This is a genomic window from Streptomyces sp. NPDC002144, assembly GCF_053593695.1.
The window spans coordinates 209608-226213 of the sequence record NZ_JBSFDB010000005.1; the positions used below are offsets into that span (position 1 = coordinate 209608).

The 16606-nt window shown below is 70.5% G+C and carries 19 protein-coding genes; 17 read left to right on the forward strand and 2 right to left on the reverse strand.

Going from position 1 to position 16606, the window contains the following annotated elements; all coding sequences use genetic code 11:
* Nucleotides 1-5 precede the first annotated feature (5 nt).
* The 11 genes from lepB (ACWCQ1_RS10000) (at nt 6) to ACWCQ1_RS10050 (ending at nt 9465) form a co-directional block, all read left to right on the forward strand.
* A complete protein-coding gene (lepB, locus tag ACWCQ1_RS10000) occupies nt 6-701 on the forward strand; it encodes a signal peptidase I (protein WP_133046794.1) in 696 nt (231 codons plus the stop codon).
* Complete coding sequence (gene lepB / locus ACWCQ1_RS10005) at nt 694-1815, forward strand: signal peptidase I (RefSeq protein WP_358595716.1); 1122 nt, start codon at nt 694-696, stop codon at nt 1813-1815. The genes lepB (ACWCQ1_RS10000) and lepB (ACWCQ1_RS10005) overlap by 8 nt, the downstream gene beginning before the upstream one ends.
* Nucleotides 1703-2686 carry a signal peptidase I gene (lepB, locus tag ACWCQ1_RS10010; RefSeq protein ID WP_133046796.1) on the forward strand — a complete coding sequence of 328 codons (984 nt, stop codon included), beginning with the start codon at nt 1703-1705 and terminating at the stop codon, nt 2684-2686. The genes lepB (ACWCQ1_RS10005) and lepB (ACWCQ1_RS10010) overlap by 113 nt, the downstream gene beginning before the upstream one ends.
* Nucleotides 2687-2790: 104 nt before the next feature.
* A complete protein-coding gene (gene lepB / locus ACWCQ1_RS10015; RefSeq protein WP_133046797.1) occupies nt 2791-3567 on the forward strand; it encodes a signal peptidase I in 777 nt (258 codons plus the stop codon).
* Nucleotides 3557-4102 carry an NUDIX hydrolase gene (locus ACWCQ1_RS10020; RefSeq protein WP_451026219.1) on the forward strand — a complete coding sequence of 182 codons (546 nt, stop codon included), beginning with the start codon at nt 3557-3559 and terminating at the stop codon, nt 4100-4102. The genes lepB (ACWCQ1_RS10015) and ACWCQ1_RS10020 overlap by 11 nt, the downstream gene beginning before the upstream one ends.
* Before the next feature lie 56 nt (nt 4103-4158).
* Nucleotides 4159-4467, forward strand: a complete 309-nt coding sequence (locus tag ACWCQ1_RS10025; protein WP_003965949.1) for a DUF2469 domain-containing protein — start codon at nt 4159-4161, stop codon at nt 4465-4467.
* A gap of 118 nt (nt 4468-4585) precedes the next feature.
* Nucleotides 4586-4948 (forward strand): YraN family protein, encoded by a 363-nt coding sequence (locus tag ACWCQ1_RS10030; protein WP_451026220.1) that lies wholly within the window; start codon nt 4586-4588, stop codon nt 4946-4948.
* Nucleotide 4949: 1 nt separating this feature from the next.
* Nucleotides 4950-6575, forward strand: a complete 1626-nt coding sequence (locus ACWCQ1_RS10035) for a YifB family Mg chelatase-like AAA ATPase (RefSeq protein ID WP_451026221.1) — start codon at nt 4950-4952, stop codon at nt 6573-6575.
* Complete coding sequence (gene dprA / locus ACWCQ1_RS10040) at nt 6572-7729, forward strand: DNA-processing protein DprA (protein ID WP_451026222.1); 1158 nt, start codon at nt 6572-6574, stop codon at nt 7727-7729. Before ACWCQ1_RS10035 ends, dprA begins: the two co-directional genes overlap by 4 nt.
* 232 nt (nt 7730-7961) lie before the next feature.
* On the forward strand, nt 7962-8804 hold the full coding sequence (gene whiG / locus ACWCQ1_RS10045) for an RNA polymerase sigma factor WhiG (protein ID WP_133047344.1): 843 nt from the start codon (nt 7962-7964) through the stop codon (nt 8802-8804).
* Nucleotides 8805-8907: 103 nt separating this feature from the next.
* On the forward strand, nt 8908-9465 hold the full coding sequence (locus ACWCQ1_RS10050; RefSeq protein WP_451026275.1) for a TetR/AcrR family transcriptional regulator: 558 nt from the start codon (nt 8908-8910) through the stop codon (nt 9463-9465).
* A gap of 457 nt (nt 9466-9922) precedes the next feature.
* On the opposite strand, the gene ACWCQ1_RS10055 is transcribed toward ACWCQ1_RS10050, so the two are convergent.
* A complete protein-coding gene (locus tag ACWCQ1_RS10055; RefSeq protein WP_451026223.1) occupies nt 9923-10495 on the reverse strand; it encodes a M23 family metallopeptidase in 573 nt (190 codons plus the stop codon).
* 271 nt (nt 10496-10766) lie between these two features.
* On the opposite strand from ACWCQ1_RS10055, the gene rpsB reads away from it, so the two are divergent.
* The 6 genes from rpsB to ACWCQ1_RS10085 all read left to right on the forward strand — a co-directional run bounded on the left by rpsB (nt 10767) and on the right by ACWCQ1_RS10085 (nt 16087).
* The gene (gene rpsB, locus ACWCQ1_RS10060) at nt 10767-11678 is read left to right on the forward strand and encodes a 30S ribosomal protein S2 (RefSeq protein ID WP_133047346.1); all 912 of its coding nucleotides are present in this window, start codon (nt 10767-10769) and stop codon (nt 11676-11678) included.
* Between the two features lie 150 nt (nt 11679-11828).
* On the forward strand, nt 11829-12665 hold the full coding sequence (gene tsf / locus ACWCQ1_RS10065; RefSeq protein WP_133047347.1) for a translation elongation factor Ts: 837 nt from the start codon (nt 11829-11831) through the stop codon (nt 12663-12665).
* A gap of 166 nt (nt 12666-12831) precedes the next feature.
* Entirely contained in the window at nt 12832-13590 is a 759-nt protein-coding gene (gene pyrH, locus ACWCQ1_RS10070; protein ID WP_133047348.1) for a UMP kinase, read from the forward strand.
* A 142-nt stretch (nt 13591-13732) separates the two neighbouring features.
* A complete protein-coding gene (gene frr / locus ACWCQ1_RS10075; RefSeq protein ID WP_133047349.1) occupies nt 13733-14290 on the forward strand; it encodes a ribosome recycling factor in 558 nt (185 codons plus the stop codon).
* 128 nt (nt 14291-14418) lie between these two features.
* The gene (locus tag ACWCQ1_RS10080; RefSeq protein ID WP_358595744.1) at nt 14419-15414 is read left to right on the forward strand and encodes a phosphatidate cytidylyltransferase; all 996 of its coding nucleotides are present in this window, start codon (nt 14419-14421) and stop codon (nt 15412-15414) included.
* A gap of 223 nt (nt 15415-15637) precedes the next feature.
* Nucleotides 15638-16087 carry an SRPBCC family protein gene (locus ACWCQ1_RS10085; RefSeq protein WP_451026224.1) on the forward strand — a complete coding sequence of 150 codons (450 nt, stop codon included), beginning with the start codon at nt 15638-15640 and terminating at the stop codon, nt 16085-16087.
* 6 nt (nt 16088-16093) lie between these two features.
* Here ACWCQ1_RS10085 and ACWCQ1_RS10090 read toward each other — a convergent pair whose 3' ends face one another.
* A complete protein-coding gene (locus ACWCQ1_RS10090) occupies nt 16094-16513 on the reverse strand; it encodes a hypothetical protein (RefSeq protein WP_451026225.1) in 420 nt (139 codons plus the stop codon).
* Nucleotides 16514-16606: the final 93 nt, after the last annotated feature.

A 16606-nucleotide genomic window follows, 5' to 3' on the forward strand; every position in this document is an offset into this window, starting at 1 on the left:
CCCCGATGGACACCGAAGCACAGCACACGGAGCGCGACCGCTCCTCCCGCCCTGAACCAGTGGCTGCGGAGGGCCGGTCGCGTTTCGCGTTGGTGGCGCGAATCACCGACTGGCTGCCCGGCGGCCGGATCACCCTGACCCTGCTGGTCTGCCTGGTCTTTTTGCTGCTCCTCAACTCTTTCGTGGCTCAACCATTCCAGATTCCCAGCGGATCCATGGAACAGGGATTGAGGATCGGGGACCGCGTTCTCGTAAATAAGTTGGCGTACCGTTTCGGTGCCGAGCCGCGCCGTGGCGATGTTGTGGTGTTCGACGGAACTGGGTATTTCGGTGACGCGGACTACATCAAGCGCGTCGTCGGCGTGGGCGGAGACCGCGTTGTCTGCTGCGACAAGGAGGGGAGGATCGAGGTGAACGGCCGGTCGGTCGACGAGTCGGCTTTCCTGTACCCCGGGGACAGCCCGTCGACGGTGCCCTTCCGTGTCGTCGTGCCCGACGGCACCCTCTTCGTCCTCGGCGACCACCGCGGCGACTCGAGCGACTCACGCGACCACCTGGGCTCGCCGGGCGGCGGCATGATCCCGGTCTCCGACGTCATCGGCCGCGCCGACTGGATCGTATGGCCCACCACCCACTGGACCCGCCTGCACCGCCCCGCCGCCTACGCGCGCGTGCCCGCCGCCGGCGGTGCGCATGGGTAACCGCGGCAAACCGCGCCGTCCGGAGCCGAGCGGCGGCTACAGCACGTTCGGCACCGAGAACCTGCTGCCCACCGGCTCCCGGCGCACCTCCACCGGCACCGCGCCGAGCGGCGGCCGCACCCGCGCGGAGCGGCGCAAACTGCAGCGCAAGGTCAAACGAAAGCGCAGGCGCAGCGCGGTCAAGGAGATTCCGCTCCTGGTCGGTGTGGCGGTCCTGATAGCGCTCGTCCTGAAGACGTTCCTCGTCCAGGCGTTCGTGATCCCGTCCGGCTCCATGGAGCAGACGATCCGGATCGGCGACCGCGTCCTGGTCGACAAGTTCACCCCGTGGTTCGGCTCCGAGCCCAAGCGCGGGGACGTCGTTGTGTTCAAGGACCCCGGCGGCTGGCTCGCGGGCGAGCAGACCACGACGGCCAAGGACGACCCCGTCGTCGTCAAGCAGATCAAGGAAGGGCTCACCTTCATCGGCCTGCTGCCCTCGGCCAACGACAAGGACCTCATCAAACGGGTCATCGGCGTCGGCGGGGACCACGTCAAGTGCTGTGACACCGACGGGCGGGTGACCGTCAACGGCGTTCCCCTGACCGAGGCCGACTACCTGTATCCCGGCAACGCCCCCTCCACCCAGCCGTTCGACATCACCGTCCCCCAGGGGCGGCTGTGGGTGATGGGCGACCACCGGGGCAACTCGGCCGACTCCCGCGCCCACATGAACACCGACTACGGCGGCACGGTCTCCCTGCACTCCGTCGTGGGGCGGGCCATGGTGATCGCCTGGCCCCTCGGGCACATGACGTCCTTGAAGGAACCTAAAACTTTCTCCTCCGTTTCCAACTCCGTGTCGGGGACGACCGCGTCCCCCGGGCTGTCGCATAGGGTTGCACCCGACGATCCGAAGACAGCGATCCAGCTCCCGAGCCCTGCGGAACTCCCGCTCGTTATGGGAGTGGTGGGCCTGCGCCGGGTACGGCTCAGGCGGCGGCACAGAGTAAGGAGTTGGCGTGGGGGATGTGGCGGTTGGCGCACGGTCCGGACACGACGGCGAGGAGCACCGCGGGCGCCCCGCGGAATCAGCCGTCCCGGCCGCGGACAGCGCCGTGACCTCCGGGAGTGACTCCGGCGCGCAGGACGAGCCCGCGGCGCCCGGTGAACCGACCAGGACGGACGACCAGGGCCCGGGTGACTCGAAGCCGACGGCGAAGAAGCAGCGCTCCTTCTGGAAGGAGCTGCCCATCCTGATCGTCATCGCGCTCGTCCTCGCGCTGCTGATCAAGACCTTCCTCGTGCAGGCGTTCTCGATTCCCTCGGACTCGATGCAGAACACCCTCCAGCAGGGCGACCGCGTCCTGGTGGACAAGCTCACCCCCTGGTTCGGCTCGAAGCCCGAGCGCGGTGAGGTGGTCGTCTTCCACGACCCGGACAACTGGCTGGCCGGCGAGCCGACGGCGAACCCGAACGCGCTGCAGAAGGTCCTCAGCTGGATCGGCCTGATGCCGTCCGCCGAGGAGAAGGACCTGATCAAGCGCGTCATCGGCGTCGGCGGCGACACGGTCTCCTGCAAGGGCAGCGGCCCGCTGAAGGTCAACGGCAAGGCGCTGAACGACACCTCGATCGTCTACCCGGGCAACACCCCGTGCAGCGTCGACGACCAGGGCGGCCAGTTCACGGTGAAGGTCCCCAAGGGCTACATCTGGGTGATGGGCGACCACCGCCAGAACTCCCGCGACTCCCGCTACAACCAGAGCGACAAGCACAACGGCATGGTCCCGGTGGACAAGGTCGTGGGCCGCGCCATCGTCATCGCCTGGCCGATCAACCGCTGGAGCACCCTGCCCATCCCGGACACCTTCGAGCAGCCCGGCATCAACGACAAGTCCTCGGCGTCCGCCGCACTGACCCTCGCCCCGAACGCCCTCGCGCTCGCCGGCGCGGTACCGGTGGTGCTGTGGCGGCGCAGGAGGATCGCACCCGCCGAGACCCGCTGAACCGGGCCCCGCACCCCGCCTTGGTGAAACCCTGGTGCAGCTGTGACCCAGAGCGGCCATGAGGGGCTGACCCGTTCAGGTACCGCCGGGTAGGGTGCGGGTCCATGGGTGGCGAGAGCACGACACGTACGGCCCCGCGCAGCGGCGGCAAGAGCACGACCCCGGTGGGCACCAGGGCGGGACAGCGCCTGTCCGGCATCGCGGTCGCCCTGGGCATCGTGCTGTTCCTCGGCGGATTCGGTTGGGCAGCGCTGGTCTACCGGCCCTACACCGTGCCGACGACCTCGATGACGCCGACGATCGACGCCGGTGACCGGGTGCTGGCCCAGCGCGTCGACGGCGGCGAGGTGCACCGGGGCGATGTCGTCGTCTTCACGGACAAGACCTGGGTCACCAACGCCCCCGTGGTCAAGCGCGTGGTCGCGGTCGGCGGGGACACCGTCGCCTGCTGCACCGGCGGCAAGCTGACCGTCAACGGCAAGCAGATCGACGAGGGCTACCTCAAGGGCGGCGCGGTCGAGGACAAGACCATCCCGACCGTGAAGGTCCCCAAGGGCCGGCTGTTCCTGCTCGGCGACGAGCGCCAAGGCTCGCTGGACTCCTCCGCCCACCTCACCGACGCGGCCCAAGGCACGGTGGCCGAGTCCGCGGTCACGGCCCGGGTGGACGCCGTCGTGTGGCCCATGAAGGGCATGCTGGCCCGTCCCACGGGCTTCGAGACGCTGGGCGCGCTGTCGACGCCGGGTCCGCTGCGCGTGATCGTCACCCTGATCGTGGTCGGTGCCGTCCTCGTCCTCGGTGGCGGGGCGTACGGCCCGATCGCCAAGCGTCTGGGCGGCAGGCGCTCCCGCACGCGGACGGAGCCCGTAAGTGCCCGCTGAGGCGACGGGCGCGTACGAGGGCTCCCGCGCGGGCGGCCTGCGCAAGGGCACGGGCGGCCTGCGCAAGGTGGCCCGGGTCGTCCTGCTCGACCCCGAGGACCGCATCCTGCTCCTGCACGGCCACGAACCGGACGATCCCACCGACGACTGGTGGTTCACGCCGGGCGGGGGCCTGGAGGGCGACGAGAGTCGTGAACAGGCCGCACTGAGGGAACTCGCCGAGGAGACCGGCATCACCGAGGTCGAACTCGGTCCGGTGCTGTGGCGGCGGACGTGCTCCTTCCCGTTCGCGGGACGACGCTGGGACCAGGACGAGTGGTACTACCTGGCCCGTACGACCCAGACGGCCACCGAGGCCAGGGGCCTCACCGAGCTGGAGCGGCGCAGTGTCGCCGGAGCGCGCTGGTGGACGTGTGCGGAACTTGCCCGGGCACATGAGACGGTGTATCCGACCAGACTCGCCGAGCTGCTGCGCCGGCTGCTCGACGAAGGGCCCCCGGCCGGGCCCGTGACCCTTGACACGGAAATCGTCTAGGGGCTCACGGGACTGGCGCACAATGGTGGGACCGCACGGCTGAAGGGGAAGCTGCCATGAGCGCCGAGGACCTCGAGAAGTACGAGACCGAGATGGAGCTGAAGCTCTACCGGGAGTACCGCGATGTCGTCGGTCTGTTCAAATACGTGATCGAGACCGAGCGGCGCTTCTACCTCACCAACGACTACGAGATGCAGGTGCACTCGGTCCAGGGTGAGGTGTTCTTCGAGGTGTCGATGGCGGACGCGTGGGTGTGGGACATGTACCGCCCGGCGCGTTTCGTGAAGCAGGTCCGCGTTCTCACGTTCAAGGACGTGAACATCGAGGAGCTGAACAAGAGCGACCTGGAGCTGCCGGGCGGGTGAGTGCCGGGCGGGCGAGTGCCAGGCGGGTGACGAAGTTATCCACAGCCGGTGAGTTGTCCACCAAGATCCACTTCTCTTGGTGAGGTGCGTGACGGTTGGCGCCGGAGGTGGTGCCGACATGAACGCACGCAGTGCACTCGGCAGGTACGGCGAGGATCTGGCCGCGCGGCGGCTGACGGACGCCGGTATGACGGTTCTGGAGCGCAACTGGCGCTGTGGCAGGACCGGGGAGATCGACATCGTGGCCTGGGACGGGGACGTCCTGGTCGTCTGCGAGGTGAAGACCCGCAGGGACGGCCGCTTCGAGCACCCGATGGCGGCGATCACGCCGGAGAAGGCGCGGCGGCTGCGGGATCTCGCCGAGAGGTGGATCCAGACACACGGGGGAGCACCGCCGGGAGGCGTCCGAGTCGACCTGATCGGCGTGGTGCTCCCGGTCAAGGGTGCCCCGGTGGTCGAGCACGCGCGGGGGGTGGCCTGAGATGGGTTTCGCGCGGACGTGCTCGGTGGCGCTGGTGGGCGTCGAGGGCGTGGTGGTCGAGGTCCAGGCGGACCTGGAGCCCGGGGTGGCGGCTTTCACCCTGGTGGGCCTCCCGGACAAGAGCCTGACGGAGAGCCGGGACCGGGTGCGGGCGGCCGTGGTGAACTCGGGGGGCGAGTGGCCGCAGAAGAAACTGACGGTCGGGCTCAGTCCGGCATCGGTGCCGAAAGCCGGCTCCGGCTTCGACCTGGCCGTGGCCTGCGCGGTGCTGGGTGCGTCGGAGCGCATCGACCCACGGGTGCTGGCGGACATCGTGATGATCGGCGAGCTGGGCCTGGACGGCCGGGTGCGGCCGGTGCGGGGCATCCTGCCGGCCGTGCTCGCCGCGGCGGAGGCCGGCTACGAACAGGTCGTCGTGCCCGAGTGCGCCGCGGCCGAGGCCTCCCTCGTGCCCGGGGTGTCCGTCCTGGGCGTGCGAAGCCTGCGGCAGCTGATCGCCGTGCTGGCGGACGAGCCCGTGCCCGACGAGGAACCCGATGAGCCCGGCCGTCCGGATCCGCTGCTCGCCGGGCTGCGCGTGCCCGGCACTGGTGCGGCCACGGGCATGCGCAGCATGGGCGCCGCCCAGCACGACCAGGGCCACGACCTCGCCGACGTGGTGGGCCAGATCTCGGCGCGGACGGCGGTGGAGGTCGCCGCCGCGGGCGGACACCACCTGTTCCTGGAAGGCCCGCCCGGCGCCGGCAAGACCATGCTGGCGGAACGGCTGCCCGCCATCCTGCCCAGGCTCTGCCGTGAGGAGTCGCTGGAGGTCACCGCGGTCCACTCGGTGGCGGGGCTGCTGCCACCGGGCAAACCCCTGATCGACATCGCCCCGTACTGCGCCCCGCACCATTCGGCGACCATGCAGGCACTCGTCGGCGGCGGTCCCGGCATCGCCCGGCCCGGAGCGGTGTCGCTGTCGCACCGGGGTGTTCTCTTCCTGGACGAGACGCCCGAGTTCAGCAGCCATGCCCTCGACGCGCTGCGCCAGCCGCTGGAGGCCGGGCACGTGGTGATCGCCCGCAGCGCGGGCGTGGTGCGTTTCCCGGCGAAGTTCCTGATGGTGCTCGCGGCCAATCCCTGCCCCTGTGGGCGCTTCTCCCAGACGGACGACTTCTGCGAGTGTCCGCCCTCGGCGGTCCGCCGCTACCAGGCGCGACTGTCCGGGCCACTGCTGGACCGGGTCGACCTCCGGGTCGAGGTGGACCGGGTCACGCGCGCCGAGCTCGCGCAGCTCGGCGCGCGGGGCGAGTCCACGGCGACGGTCGCCGAGCGGGTGCGGGCGGCGAGGGAGCGCGCGGCGGCGCGGCTCGCGGGCACCCCGTGGCGGACCAACAGCGAAGTCCCCGGCCGGGAGCTGCGCAGCCGGTGGCACGCCGTGAGCGGGGCGATGGACGAGGCCGAACGCAACCTGGAGCGGGGCGCGCTGACCGCCCGCGGGCTCGACCGCGTCCTGCGTGTCGCCTGGACCGTCGCCGACCTCGTCGGGCACGACCGGCCCGACGCGACGGACGTCGGCCTCGCGCTGCAACTGCGCACGGGTGTTCCCCGGGGCGTGCCCATGGCCATCGGGGCGCTGACGTGACCCCCGACGGCCCGGACCGCGAGCTGCTCGCCCGGGTCTTCCTCAGCCGGGTCCTGGAACCCGGTGACGAAGTGGCGGGCCGGTGGGTGCGGGAGCTTGGTGCCGTGGAGACCGCGCGAGTGCTGCGGAAAGGGGCGCCGCAGCTCGCCGGGGTCACCGACAAGCGCTGGGCAGGGCTGCTCACCCGCGCCCAGGAGGCCGACGCCGAGCGGGATCTCGGCCTCGCCCTGGAGGCCGGGGTCCGCTTCGTGATCCCGGGGGACACGGAGTGGTCGGCCCAGCTCGATGACCTCGGCGACGCCCGCCCCGTGGGCCTCTGGGTCCGGGGCAGGCCCAGTCTGCGGATGTGGGCGTTGCGGTCCGTCGCCGTCGTCGGGGCGCGGGCCTGTACCGAGTACGGGGCTCACATGGCCGCCACACTCGGCGCCGGGCTCGCCGAGCGCGGGTGGGTCGTCGTGTCAGGCGGGGCCTACGGGGTGGACGGGGCCGCTCATCGTGGGGCGCTCGGGGCCGGCGGGGCGACCGTGGCCGTGCTTGCTTCGGGCGTCGACAGGCCCTATCCGCGTGGGCACACCGAGCTGCTCAACCGGATCGCCGAGCAGGGACTGGTGGTCGGGGAACTGCCGCTCGGCGAGCATCCGACGGCCAGCAGATTCATCGTCCGCAACCGGGTCATCGCCGCCCTGACCACGGGCACCGTGGTGGTCGAGGCCGCCCACCGCAGCGGCTCGCTCGTCACCGCACGGGCGGCACAACGGCTCGGACGCCACACGATGGGAGTACCCGGACCGGCCACCAGCGGCCTCTCGGCCGGCGTGCACGAACTGCTGCGCGACGACGCCGTCCTCGTCACCGACGCCGCCGAGGTCGTCGAACTCGTCGGCGACATGGGGGAACTGGCACCCCAGCGGCGCGGACCCGTGCTGCCCAGGGACCTGCTGGAGCCGGACGCCAGACGGGTGCTCGCCGCCCTGCCGGGCCGGGGAGCCTCCTCGGCCGACGCGGTCGCCCGCGGGGCGCAGACCACCAGGGACGACGCGATCGCGAGACTGTACGAACTCCGATCACTCGGTTACGTCGAACGACACGGCGACGGCTGGAGGTTGACACGCCAGGCGGTGACCTCCGTCCGTGACGGCCGGGGCGGATGTTGACCGAGCGTGTTCGGCCGTCCGGGGGAAGGCCCCGCACCTGTGCAAACAGCGGCGGTCGAGGTCCCCGGGCGATCACGGAAAGCGACCGTCGTGACCCGGTGGGACGGCCCGCGGGACAGGTCCGCGTACGCGTTCCCCCTCATCGTTCGCTGACCGCGACAGCTCAGTCACGCTACGCTCACGAGGTTCCGACGCAGTACGCACTTCACGGCAGAACGGCACAAGGCGACGAATGCCCCAGCACACCTCCGGGTCCGACCGGGCGGCGATCCCCCCAGCCGCCCGTGACGGTGGCAGCGTGCGGCCGCCCGCTCCCTCGACGCTCGACGAACTGTGGCGGTCGTACAAGAGCACGGGGGACGAACGGCTGCGGGAGCAGCTGATCCTGCACTACTCGCCGCTGGTCAAGTACGTGGCGGGACGGGTGAGTGTCGGTCTGCCGCCCAACGTCGAGCAGGCCGACTTCGTCTCCTCGGGAGTGTTCGGACTGATCGACGCGATCGAGAAGTTCGACATCGACCGGGAGATCAAGTTCGAGACGTACGCGATCACCCGGATCCGTGGCGCGATGATCGACGAGCTGCGGGCGCTGGACTGGATCCCGCGGTCGGTGCGGCAGAAGGCGCGGAACGTGGAGCGGGCGTACGCGACGCTGGAGGCGCGGCTGCGGCGGACGCCTTCGGAGGGCGAGGTGGCCGCCGAGATGGGCATCGGGGTGGACGAACTCCACGCGGTGTTCAGTCAGTTGTCGCTGGCGAACGTGGTGGCGCTGGAGGAGCTGCTGCACGTCGGGGGCGAGGGCGGCGACGGGCTGAGCGTCATGGACACGCTGGAGGACACCGCCGCGGACGACCCCGTGGAGGTGGCCGAGGACCGGGAGCTCAGGCGGTTCCTGGCGCGGGCGATCAACACCTTGCCCGAGCGGGAGAAGACCGTGGTCACCCTCTACTACTACGAGGGACTCACGCTCGCCGAGATCGGGAACGTGCTGGGTGTGACCGAGAGCCGGGTCAGCCAGATCCACACCAAGTCGGTGCTGCAGCTGCGGGCGAAGCTGGCGAGCTTCGGGCGGTGAGTCCGGCGGCTCCGCCGGGGCGGGCCGTGTCCATGCGAGTCACTCCCGTCCGGGGTGGCGCGTCCGTAAAGTGGTTGACGTGCCAAGGATTCGAGCGGCCTCCGTGGCCGAGCACCGGTCGATGCAGCAAGGCGCCCTGCTGGACGCGGCCCGGTCGTTGCTGTCCGAGGGAGGGACGGACGCGCTGACGTTCCCGGCGCTCGCCGAGCGGACCGGGCTGGCGCGGTCGTCGGTGTACGAGTACTTCCGGTCCCGGGCCGCCGTCGTCGAGGAACTGTGCGCGGTCGACTTCCCCGTGTGGGCGGCCGAGGTCGAGGCCGCCATGGCGGGGGCCGGGTCGGCGGCGGACAAGGTCGAGGCGTATGTGCGGCGGCAGCTCGAGCTGGTGGGGGACCGGCGGCACCGGGCGGTCGTGGCGATCTCCGCGAGCGAGCTGGACGCGGGGGCGCGGGAGAAGATCCGGGCCGCACACGGCGGGCTCGTCGCGATGATCGTGGAGGCCCTGGGCGAGATGGGACACCCCGAGCCCCGGCTCGGCGCGATGCTCGTGCAGGGGGTCGTGGACGCGGCGGTCCGGCGGATCGAACTGGGGGTGGCAGAGCCTCCCGAGGTGATCGCGGACGCGGCGGTGGCATTGGTACTGAGGGGCGCGCGCGGCTGAGGGGGGCGGGCAGGTCGTGCGGTGCGACTGCCCTCACGAGTTGAGCAGGTCGCCGCACGGCTGGGGCCAGCAGCAGATCGAAGGCAGGCTCGGCGCGATTGCTTCCGTGGGCTGGGCAGGTCGGCGCGCGGCTTCGCTCGCGGGTCGAACACGGGCTCGGCGCGACTGCCCCTGCGGGCCGAGCAGGTCGCCGCGCGAATGCCGTCCCCGCTGGTCGAAGGCAGGCACGGTGCGTCTGTTCCCGTAGGCCGTAGGCAGCACGCCCGGTGCGTCTGCTCCCGCAGGCCGCAGGCGGGCCCGGTGCGTCCGCTAGGGCGGCACGGGTGGGCGCAGGCGGCGGCACCCCGTCAGCGCCGGGCTGCGCGACCTCCCCCCCGGTGAGGCCACCCGCACGGTCAGCCCCGCGGCCAGCGCGGCCTCGGACACGCGCCGTCCTCGGCACGACTGCCCCCGCAAGTTACCCAGGCAGCGGAACCCCCAGTACCGGGAGCAGTCTCGATGGGCCCCTGTGGAGGAGCCACGGGGGGAGTAGGGACAACGGGTCCAGGTAGGTCTCGCCCCGTAGCAAGCCCCAGTGGACGCAGGTGACCGTGCAGTGCGAACCCGTGAGGTCCACCGTCCCCACCACCTCGCCGGGCTCGACCTCGTCCCCCTTCCGCACCGACGCGCTCACCGGTTCGTAGGTCGTGCGCAGGTCCGTGCCGCTCAGCTCCACCGACACGACTCCCCTTCCCGCCACCCTGCCCGCGAAGGACACCCTGCCGGCTGCCACCGCGCGGACCGGCGTCCCGGCCGGGGCCGCCAGATCCACGCCGCGGTGGCCCCGGCCGTAGATCGTCGCCGGGGGCTCCCAGCCCCGTACGACCGTGGGACGGGTGCCCACCGGCCAGGCGCGGCCGATGGCGGGGACGTCAGGGGGCGGGTCGGCCGGGGGCTGTGGGGGCTCCGCCCAGGCCCACGGGGTCAGGACGGCCCACGTCAGCGCCAGGAGAGCCGTCACCGTCAGACGCAGGTATCGGTTCGCTCGCATGACGGAACCGTCCCGCACCAGCCGCCGATCATGGCGGGATCTGTGGACTACTCCCGGGTTGTGGACAGCGGCGTCACCCGGTGCCTCGCCGGTCCCGTACACTTCTTCTGGCGATCCGGGTCACCGGGTCGACTTCGCACGCCCCGACACCAGGTGATCACAAGCCGGTGTCAGCGCCTCTCGGTCCTCTGCGGCACGGCGCACGCGGGCGTCAGGCGCGGATACCGCACGGCATCCGCGGGACAACCGAGAAATTCAAGGAGATACGGCCATGGCCGTCGTCACGATGCGGGAGCTGCTGGAGAGCGGCGTCCACTTCGGTCACCAGACCCGTCGTTGGAACCCGAAGATGAAGCGCTTCATCTTCACCGAGCGCAACGGCATCTACATCATCGACCTGCTCCAGTCGCTGTCGTACATCGACCGCGCCTACGAGTTCGTCAAGGAGACCGTCGCCCACGGCGGCACGGTCATGTTCGTCGGCACGAAGAAGCAGGCGCAGGAGGCCATCGCCGAGCAGGCCACCCGCGTCGGCATGCCCTACGTCAACCAGCGCTGGCTGGGCGGCATGCTCACCAACTTCTCCACCGTCTACAAGCGTCTGCAGCGCCTCAAGGAGCTCGAGCAGATCGACTTCGAGGACGTCGCCGCGTCCGGTCTGACCAAGAAGGAGCTTCTCGTGCTCTCGCGCGAGAAGGCCAAGCTGGAAAAGACCCTCGGCGGTATCCGCGAGATGCAGAAGGTGCCCAGCGCCGTCTGGATCGTGGACACCAAGAAGGAGCACATCGCGGTCGGTGAGGCCCGGAAGCTCAACATCCCGGTCGTCGCGATCCTCGACACCAACTGCGACCCCGACGAGGTCGACTACAAGATCCCGGGCAACGACGACGCGATCCGCTCCGTCACCCTGCTCACCCGTGTGATCGCCGACGCCGTCGCCGAGGGCCTCATCGCCCGCAGCGGTGTCGCCACCGAGGGCAAGGAGAAGGCCGCGGGCGAGCCGCTCGCCGAGTGGGAGCGCGACCTGCTCGAGGGCGAGAAGAAGGCGGACGAGGCCGAGAAGCCGGCCGAGGCCGCCGCTGAGGCTCCTGCCGCCGAGGCCCCCGCCGCCGAGGCCCCCGCGGCCGAGGCTGCCGAGGCTCCGGCTGCCGAGGCCCCGGCCGCGGACGCCGAGCAGGCCTGATCAGTCAGCGTTGACGGCGGGGGCGGCGACATCCGGGTCGCCCCCGCCGTTCACCCGTAGGTCAGCGGAGAGTCGGCGGCCCCCGCTACATGAGGGCCGTAGACCCGTAGATCTTCGATCTTCCAGACTTCGAGAAAGATTCACAGACTCATGGCGAACTACACCGCCGCCGACGTCAAGAAGCTTCGTGAGCTCACCGGCGCCGGCATGATGGACTGCAAGAAGGCACTGGACGAGGCCGAGGGCAACGTCGAGAAGGCCGTCGAGGCGCTGCGCATCAAGGGCCAGAAGGGCGTCGCCAAGCGCGAGGGCCGCTCCGCCGAGAACGGCGCCGTGGTCTCCATCATCGCCGACGACAACTCCTCCGGCGTCCTCGTCGAGCTGAAGTGCGAGACGGACTTCGTCGCCAAGGGCGAGAAGTTCCAGGCCGTCGCCAACGCGATCGCCGAGCACGTCGCCAAGACCTCCCCGGCCGACCTCGAGGCCCTGCTGGGCTCCGAGATCGAGGCCGGCAAGACCGTCCAGGCGTTCGTGGACGAGGCCAACGCCAACCTCGGCGAGAAGATCGTCCTGGACCGCTTCGCGCAGTTCGCCGACGGCTACGTGACCGCGTACATGCACCGCACGATGCCCGACCTGCCCCCGCAGATCGGTGTCCTCGTCGAGCTGGACAAGCCGAACGCCGAGGTCGCCCGGGGCATCGCCCAGCACATCGCCGCCTTCGCGCCGAAGTACCTCTCCAAGGAGGACGTGCCGGCCGAGGTCGTCGAGTCCGAGCGCCGCATCGCCGAGGAGACCACCCGCGCCGAGGGCAAGCCCGAGGCCGCGATCGCGAAGATCGTCGAGGGTCGCCTCAACGGCTTCTTCAAGGACGCCACGGTGCTCGGTCAGCCGTACGCGCTCGACGCGAAGAAGTCGGTCCAGAAGGTCCTGGACGAGGCCGGTGTCACCCTGAAGCGCTTCACGCGCATCAAGGTCGGCATCTGAGTCCGTACCGCGATCGGCGCGCGACCCCGATAGGGTCGTACGCAGTTGTCAGCGGGTGACGGACGACAGCGGATCTGACGAGGAGGCCATTGCCGAGCACGGGAGCCAAACCCCAGCGGCAATGGCCTTCTTCGTATGTGCAACAGGTGAAAGAGGCGGGATCTCCATGACCACCAAGCCCCAGAAGAGCGACGACGGCAAAGTACCCGGCCGGTTTCTGCTGAAGCTGTCCGGAGAGGCCTTCTCCGGTGGCGGGGGCCTGGGCGTGGACCCCGACGTGGTGCACAAGATCGCCCGTGAGATCGCGGCCGTCGTCCGCGACGGAGCGCAGGTCGCGGTCGTCATCGGCGGCGGCAACTTCTTCCGCGGCGCGGAGCTGCAGCAGCGCGGCATGGACCGGGCCCGCTCGGACTACATGGGCATGCTGGGCACCGTGATGAACTGCCTCGCCCTCCAGGACTTCCTGGAGAAGGAGGGCATCGACAGCCGGGTGCAGACCGCGATCACCATGGGCCAGGTCGCCGAGCCGTACATCCCGCTGCGGGCCGTGCGCCACCTGGAGAAGGGCCGCGTGGTCATCTTCGGCGCCGGTATGGGCATGCCGTACTTCTCCACCGACACCACCGCCGCCCAGCGCGCCCTGGAGATCGACGCCGAGGCGCTGCTGATGGGCAAGAACGGCGTGGACGGGGTCTACGACTCCGACCCCAAGCGCAACCCGGACGCCGTCAAGTTCGACTCCCTCGGCTACGGCGAGGTCATCACCCGCGACCTCAAGGTCGCCGACGCCACCGCCATCACGCTGTGCCGCGACAACAAGCTCCCGATCCTCGTCTTCGAGCTCCTGACCGAGGGCAATATCGCCCGCGCCGTCAAGGGTGAGAAGATCGGCACGCTGGTGGGTGAGCAGGACAGCCGGGACTGACAGCAACACCGACGGACCCTGACCGGGGGATGGACAATGTCCCGCAGGTCGGGAACCGTGCAGGAAGAAGACGCGACGCAGCCGGCCGCCGCCCCCACAGGAACCGCAGCCGGGCCTTACTCAAGACACGCAGGAGCAAGTGGTGATCGAAGAGACCCTCCTCGAGGCCGAGGAGAAGATGGAGAAGGCCGTCGTGGTCGCCAAGGAGGACTTCGCCGCGATCCGCACCGGTCGTGCGCACCCGGCGATGTTCAACAAGATCGTGGCCGACTACTACGGCGCGCCGACGCCGATCAACCAGCTGGCTTCGTTCTCCGTGCCGGAGCCGCGCATGGCGGTCGTGACCCCGTTCGACAAGACGGCGCTGCGCAACATCGAGCAGGCCATCCGCGACTCCGACCTGGGCGTCAACCCGAGCAATGACGGCAACATCATCCGGGTGGTGTTCCCCGAGCTGACCGAGGAACGCCGCCGCGACTACATCAAGGTCGCCAAGGGCAAGGCCGAGGACGCGCGTGTGTCCATCCGCTCCGTGCGCCGCAAGGCCAAGGACGCCCTCGACAAGGCCGTCAAGGACGGCGACATCGGCGAGGACGAGGGCCGCCGCGCCGAGAAGGAGCTCGACGACACCACGCACAAGTACGTGGCCCAGGTGGACGAGCTCCTCAAGCACAAGGAAGCGGAGCTGCTCGAGGTCTGATGAACGACTCTTCCTGGGGAGCGCCGCCACACAACGGGTACTGGGGGCCGTCCGACCAGGGGCCTGTCCAGGGGGCTGCCCCGGCGGGTCCCGCGTACGATGCGCCTGAGGCGCAGCAGACTCGCCCCATGCCCATCGTGCCCGAGGTACCCGCGTACGGCGGAGACCAGGATGACGACCGGGGGGCCGCGCGGCTGAGCGGCCCCCCGTTCCGCGACGAGACGCCGCAGGCACCGCCGCCCCTGGCGGTGCAGCAGAATCCGGAGCCCATGCCCGACGCCTCGCAGCCGGCGCCCCAGCCGCAGAAGAAGAGCGCTGGGCGCGACCTGAGCGCGGCCATAGGGGTGGGCGTCGGGCTCGGCGTGGTGATCATCGCGTCGCTCTTCGTCGTCAAGGCCGTCTTCGTGGGCGTGGTCGCGGTCGCCGTGGTCGTCGGCCTGTGGGAGCTGACCAGCAGGCTCGCCGAGCGCAAGGACATCAAGGCGCCGCTGGTTCCGCTGGCGCTCGGCGGTGCGGCGATGGTCGTCGCCGGATACGTGCGCGGGGCCGAGGGCGCGTGGGTCGCCATGGCGCTCACGGCACTCGCGGTCCTCGTCTGGCGCATGACGGATCCGCCGGAGAACTATCTCCGGGACGTCACGGCGGGCGTCTTCGCGGCGTTCTACGTGCCGTTCCTGGCGACGTTCGTGGCGCTCATGCTCGCGGCGGACGACGGGCCGTGGCGCGTCCTGACCTTCCTCCTGCTCACGGTCGTCAGCGACACGGGCGCGTACGCCGTCGGCTGGCGCTTCGGCAAGCACAAGCTCGCGCCGCGCATCAGCCCCGGCAAGACGCGCGAGGGTCTGCTGGGCGCGGTGACCTTCGCGATGGTGGCGGGCGCGCTGTGCATGCAGTTCCTGATCGACGACGGTGCCTGGTGGCAGGGCCTGCTGCTGGGTCTGGCCGTCGCGGCCAGCGCCACGCTGGGCGACCTCGGCGAGTCGATGATCAAGCGGGATCTGGGAATCAAGGACATGGGCACGTTGCTGCCGGGACACGGCGGCATCATGGACCGCCTGGACTCCCTGCTGCCCACGGCGCCCGTGGTGTGGCTGCTGATGGTGTTGTTCGTCGGCAGTGGCTGATGCGGGGGCATGGCGCCGCGCCGCGGTAGCGGCGAATTGACACAGCATGGACCGCCTGGACTCCCTGCTGCCCACGGCGCCCGTGGTGTGGCTGCTGATGGTGCTGTTCGTCGGGTCCGGCTGACGGGTCCGGGAGTCCCGCTCGCTCGTTGGCGCGGTCGCCGGGCGAGTGGGACGATCCCCGTGTAAGCCCTCGAAGGGGATCCCCTGAAAGGAGGGCGTCATGTCCGCCTTCCATGAAGAGATCGACGTCGACCGCGCTCCTGAGGACGTCTGGGCGTACGTCATCGATCCCTCCCATCTGCCCGAGTGGCAGCTGAGCGCGGTATCAGCGGAGCGGCTCGACGAGGGACCGCTGGGCACCGGATCCCAGGTCCGGGTCACCCGGCGCCTCGGGCACCGCCGTGAGGTGCCGATGACGATGGAGTACACCGAGTACGACCCGCCGCACAGCTGGACTGTGCGCGGCATCGACGGCCCGGTCAGGGGCCTGTTCCGCGCCGAGGTGGAACCGCTGGACGAAGGGCGCCGCTCCCGGGTGAAGATGGACCTCGACTTCGAGGGCCACGGCCTCGGCAAGGTCATGCTGCCCCTGTTCGTCCGCCCCCAGGTCCGCAAGGAACTGCCGCGCAACGAGCAGCTGCTCAAGGACCGCCTGGAGCACACCGGCTAGCCCTGCCTACTTGGCGCAGACGTCCTTCAGCTCGTCGGCCGCCTTGTCGATCGCACGCGAGTCCGGGTTCTCGCCGGTGAGGACGGCCCTGTTGTAGTCGGCGAGGGCCCGGTCCAGGTCCTTCACAGCCTTGTCGACCTTGCCGTCGACCGTGCCGTCCTTTGTGTCGTCACCGAGCCTGTCGAGGTTCTTCTCGATGGTGTCGATGGACTCGCCGGTCCGCGAGGGGTCGCTCGCCGCGGCCGACCCGGCCTCGTGGATCGCCCTCAGACTGTCCGCGATCGTGTCGTAGCTCCGCCCACAGTCCAGTGAGGTGTCGACGTCGTCGGGATCGCAGCCGGTGACGAGCCCGGCGGCCAGGGCCACGCCCGCGACGGCGGTGGCGACGGTGACGGTACGACGTCGGCGACGGCGGTTGACGACCATGGGACGGTCCCCTCGTGAGATGGCTTCGGCCGGCTCGATGTGAGGTCTCCACGATCCCGGCGCCACCCCTGCCCCTACGAGGGAGCCCGCCCC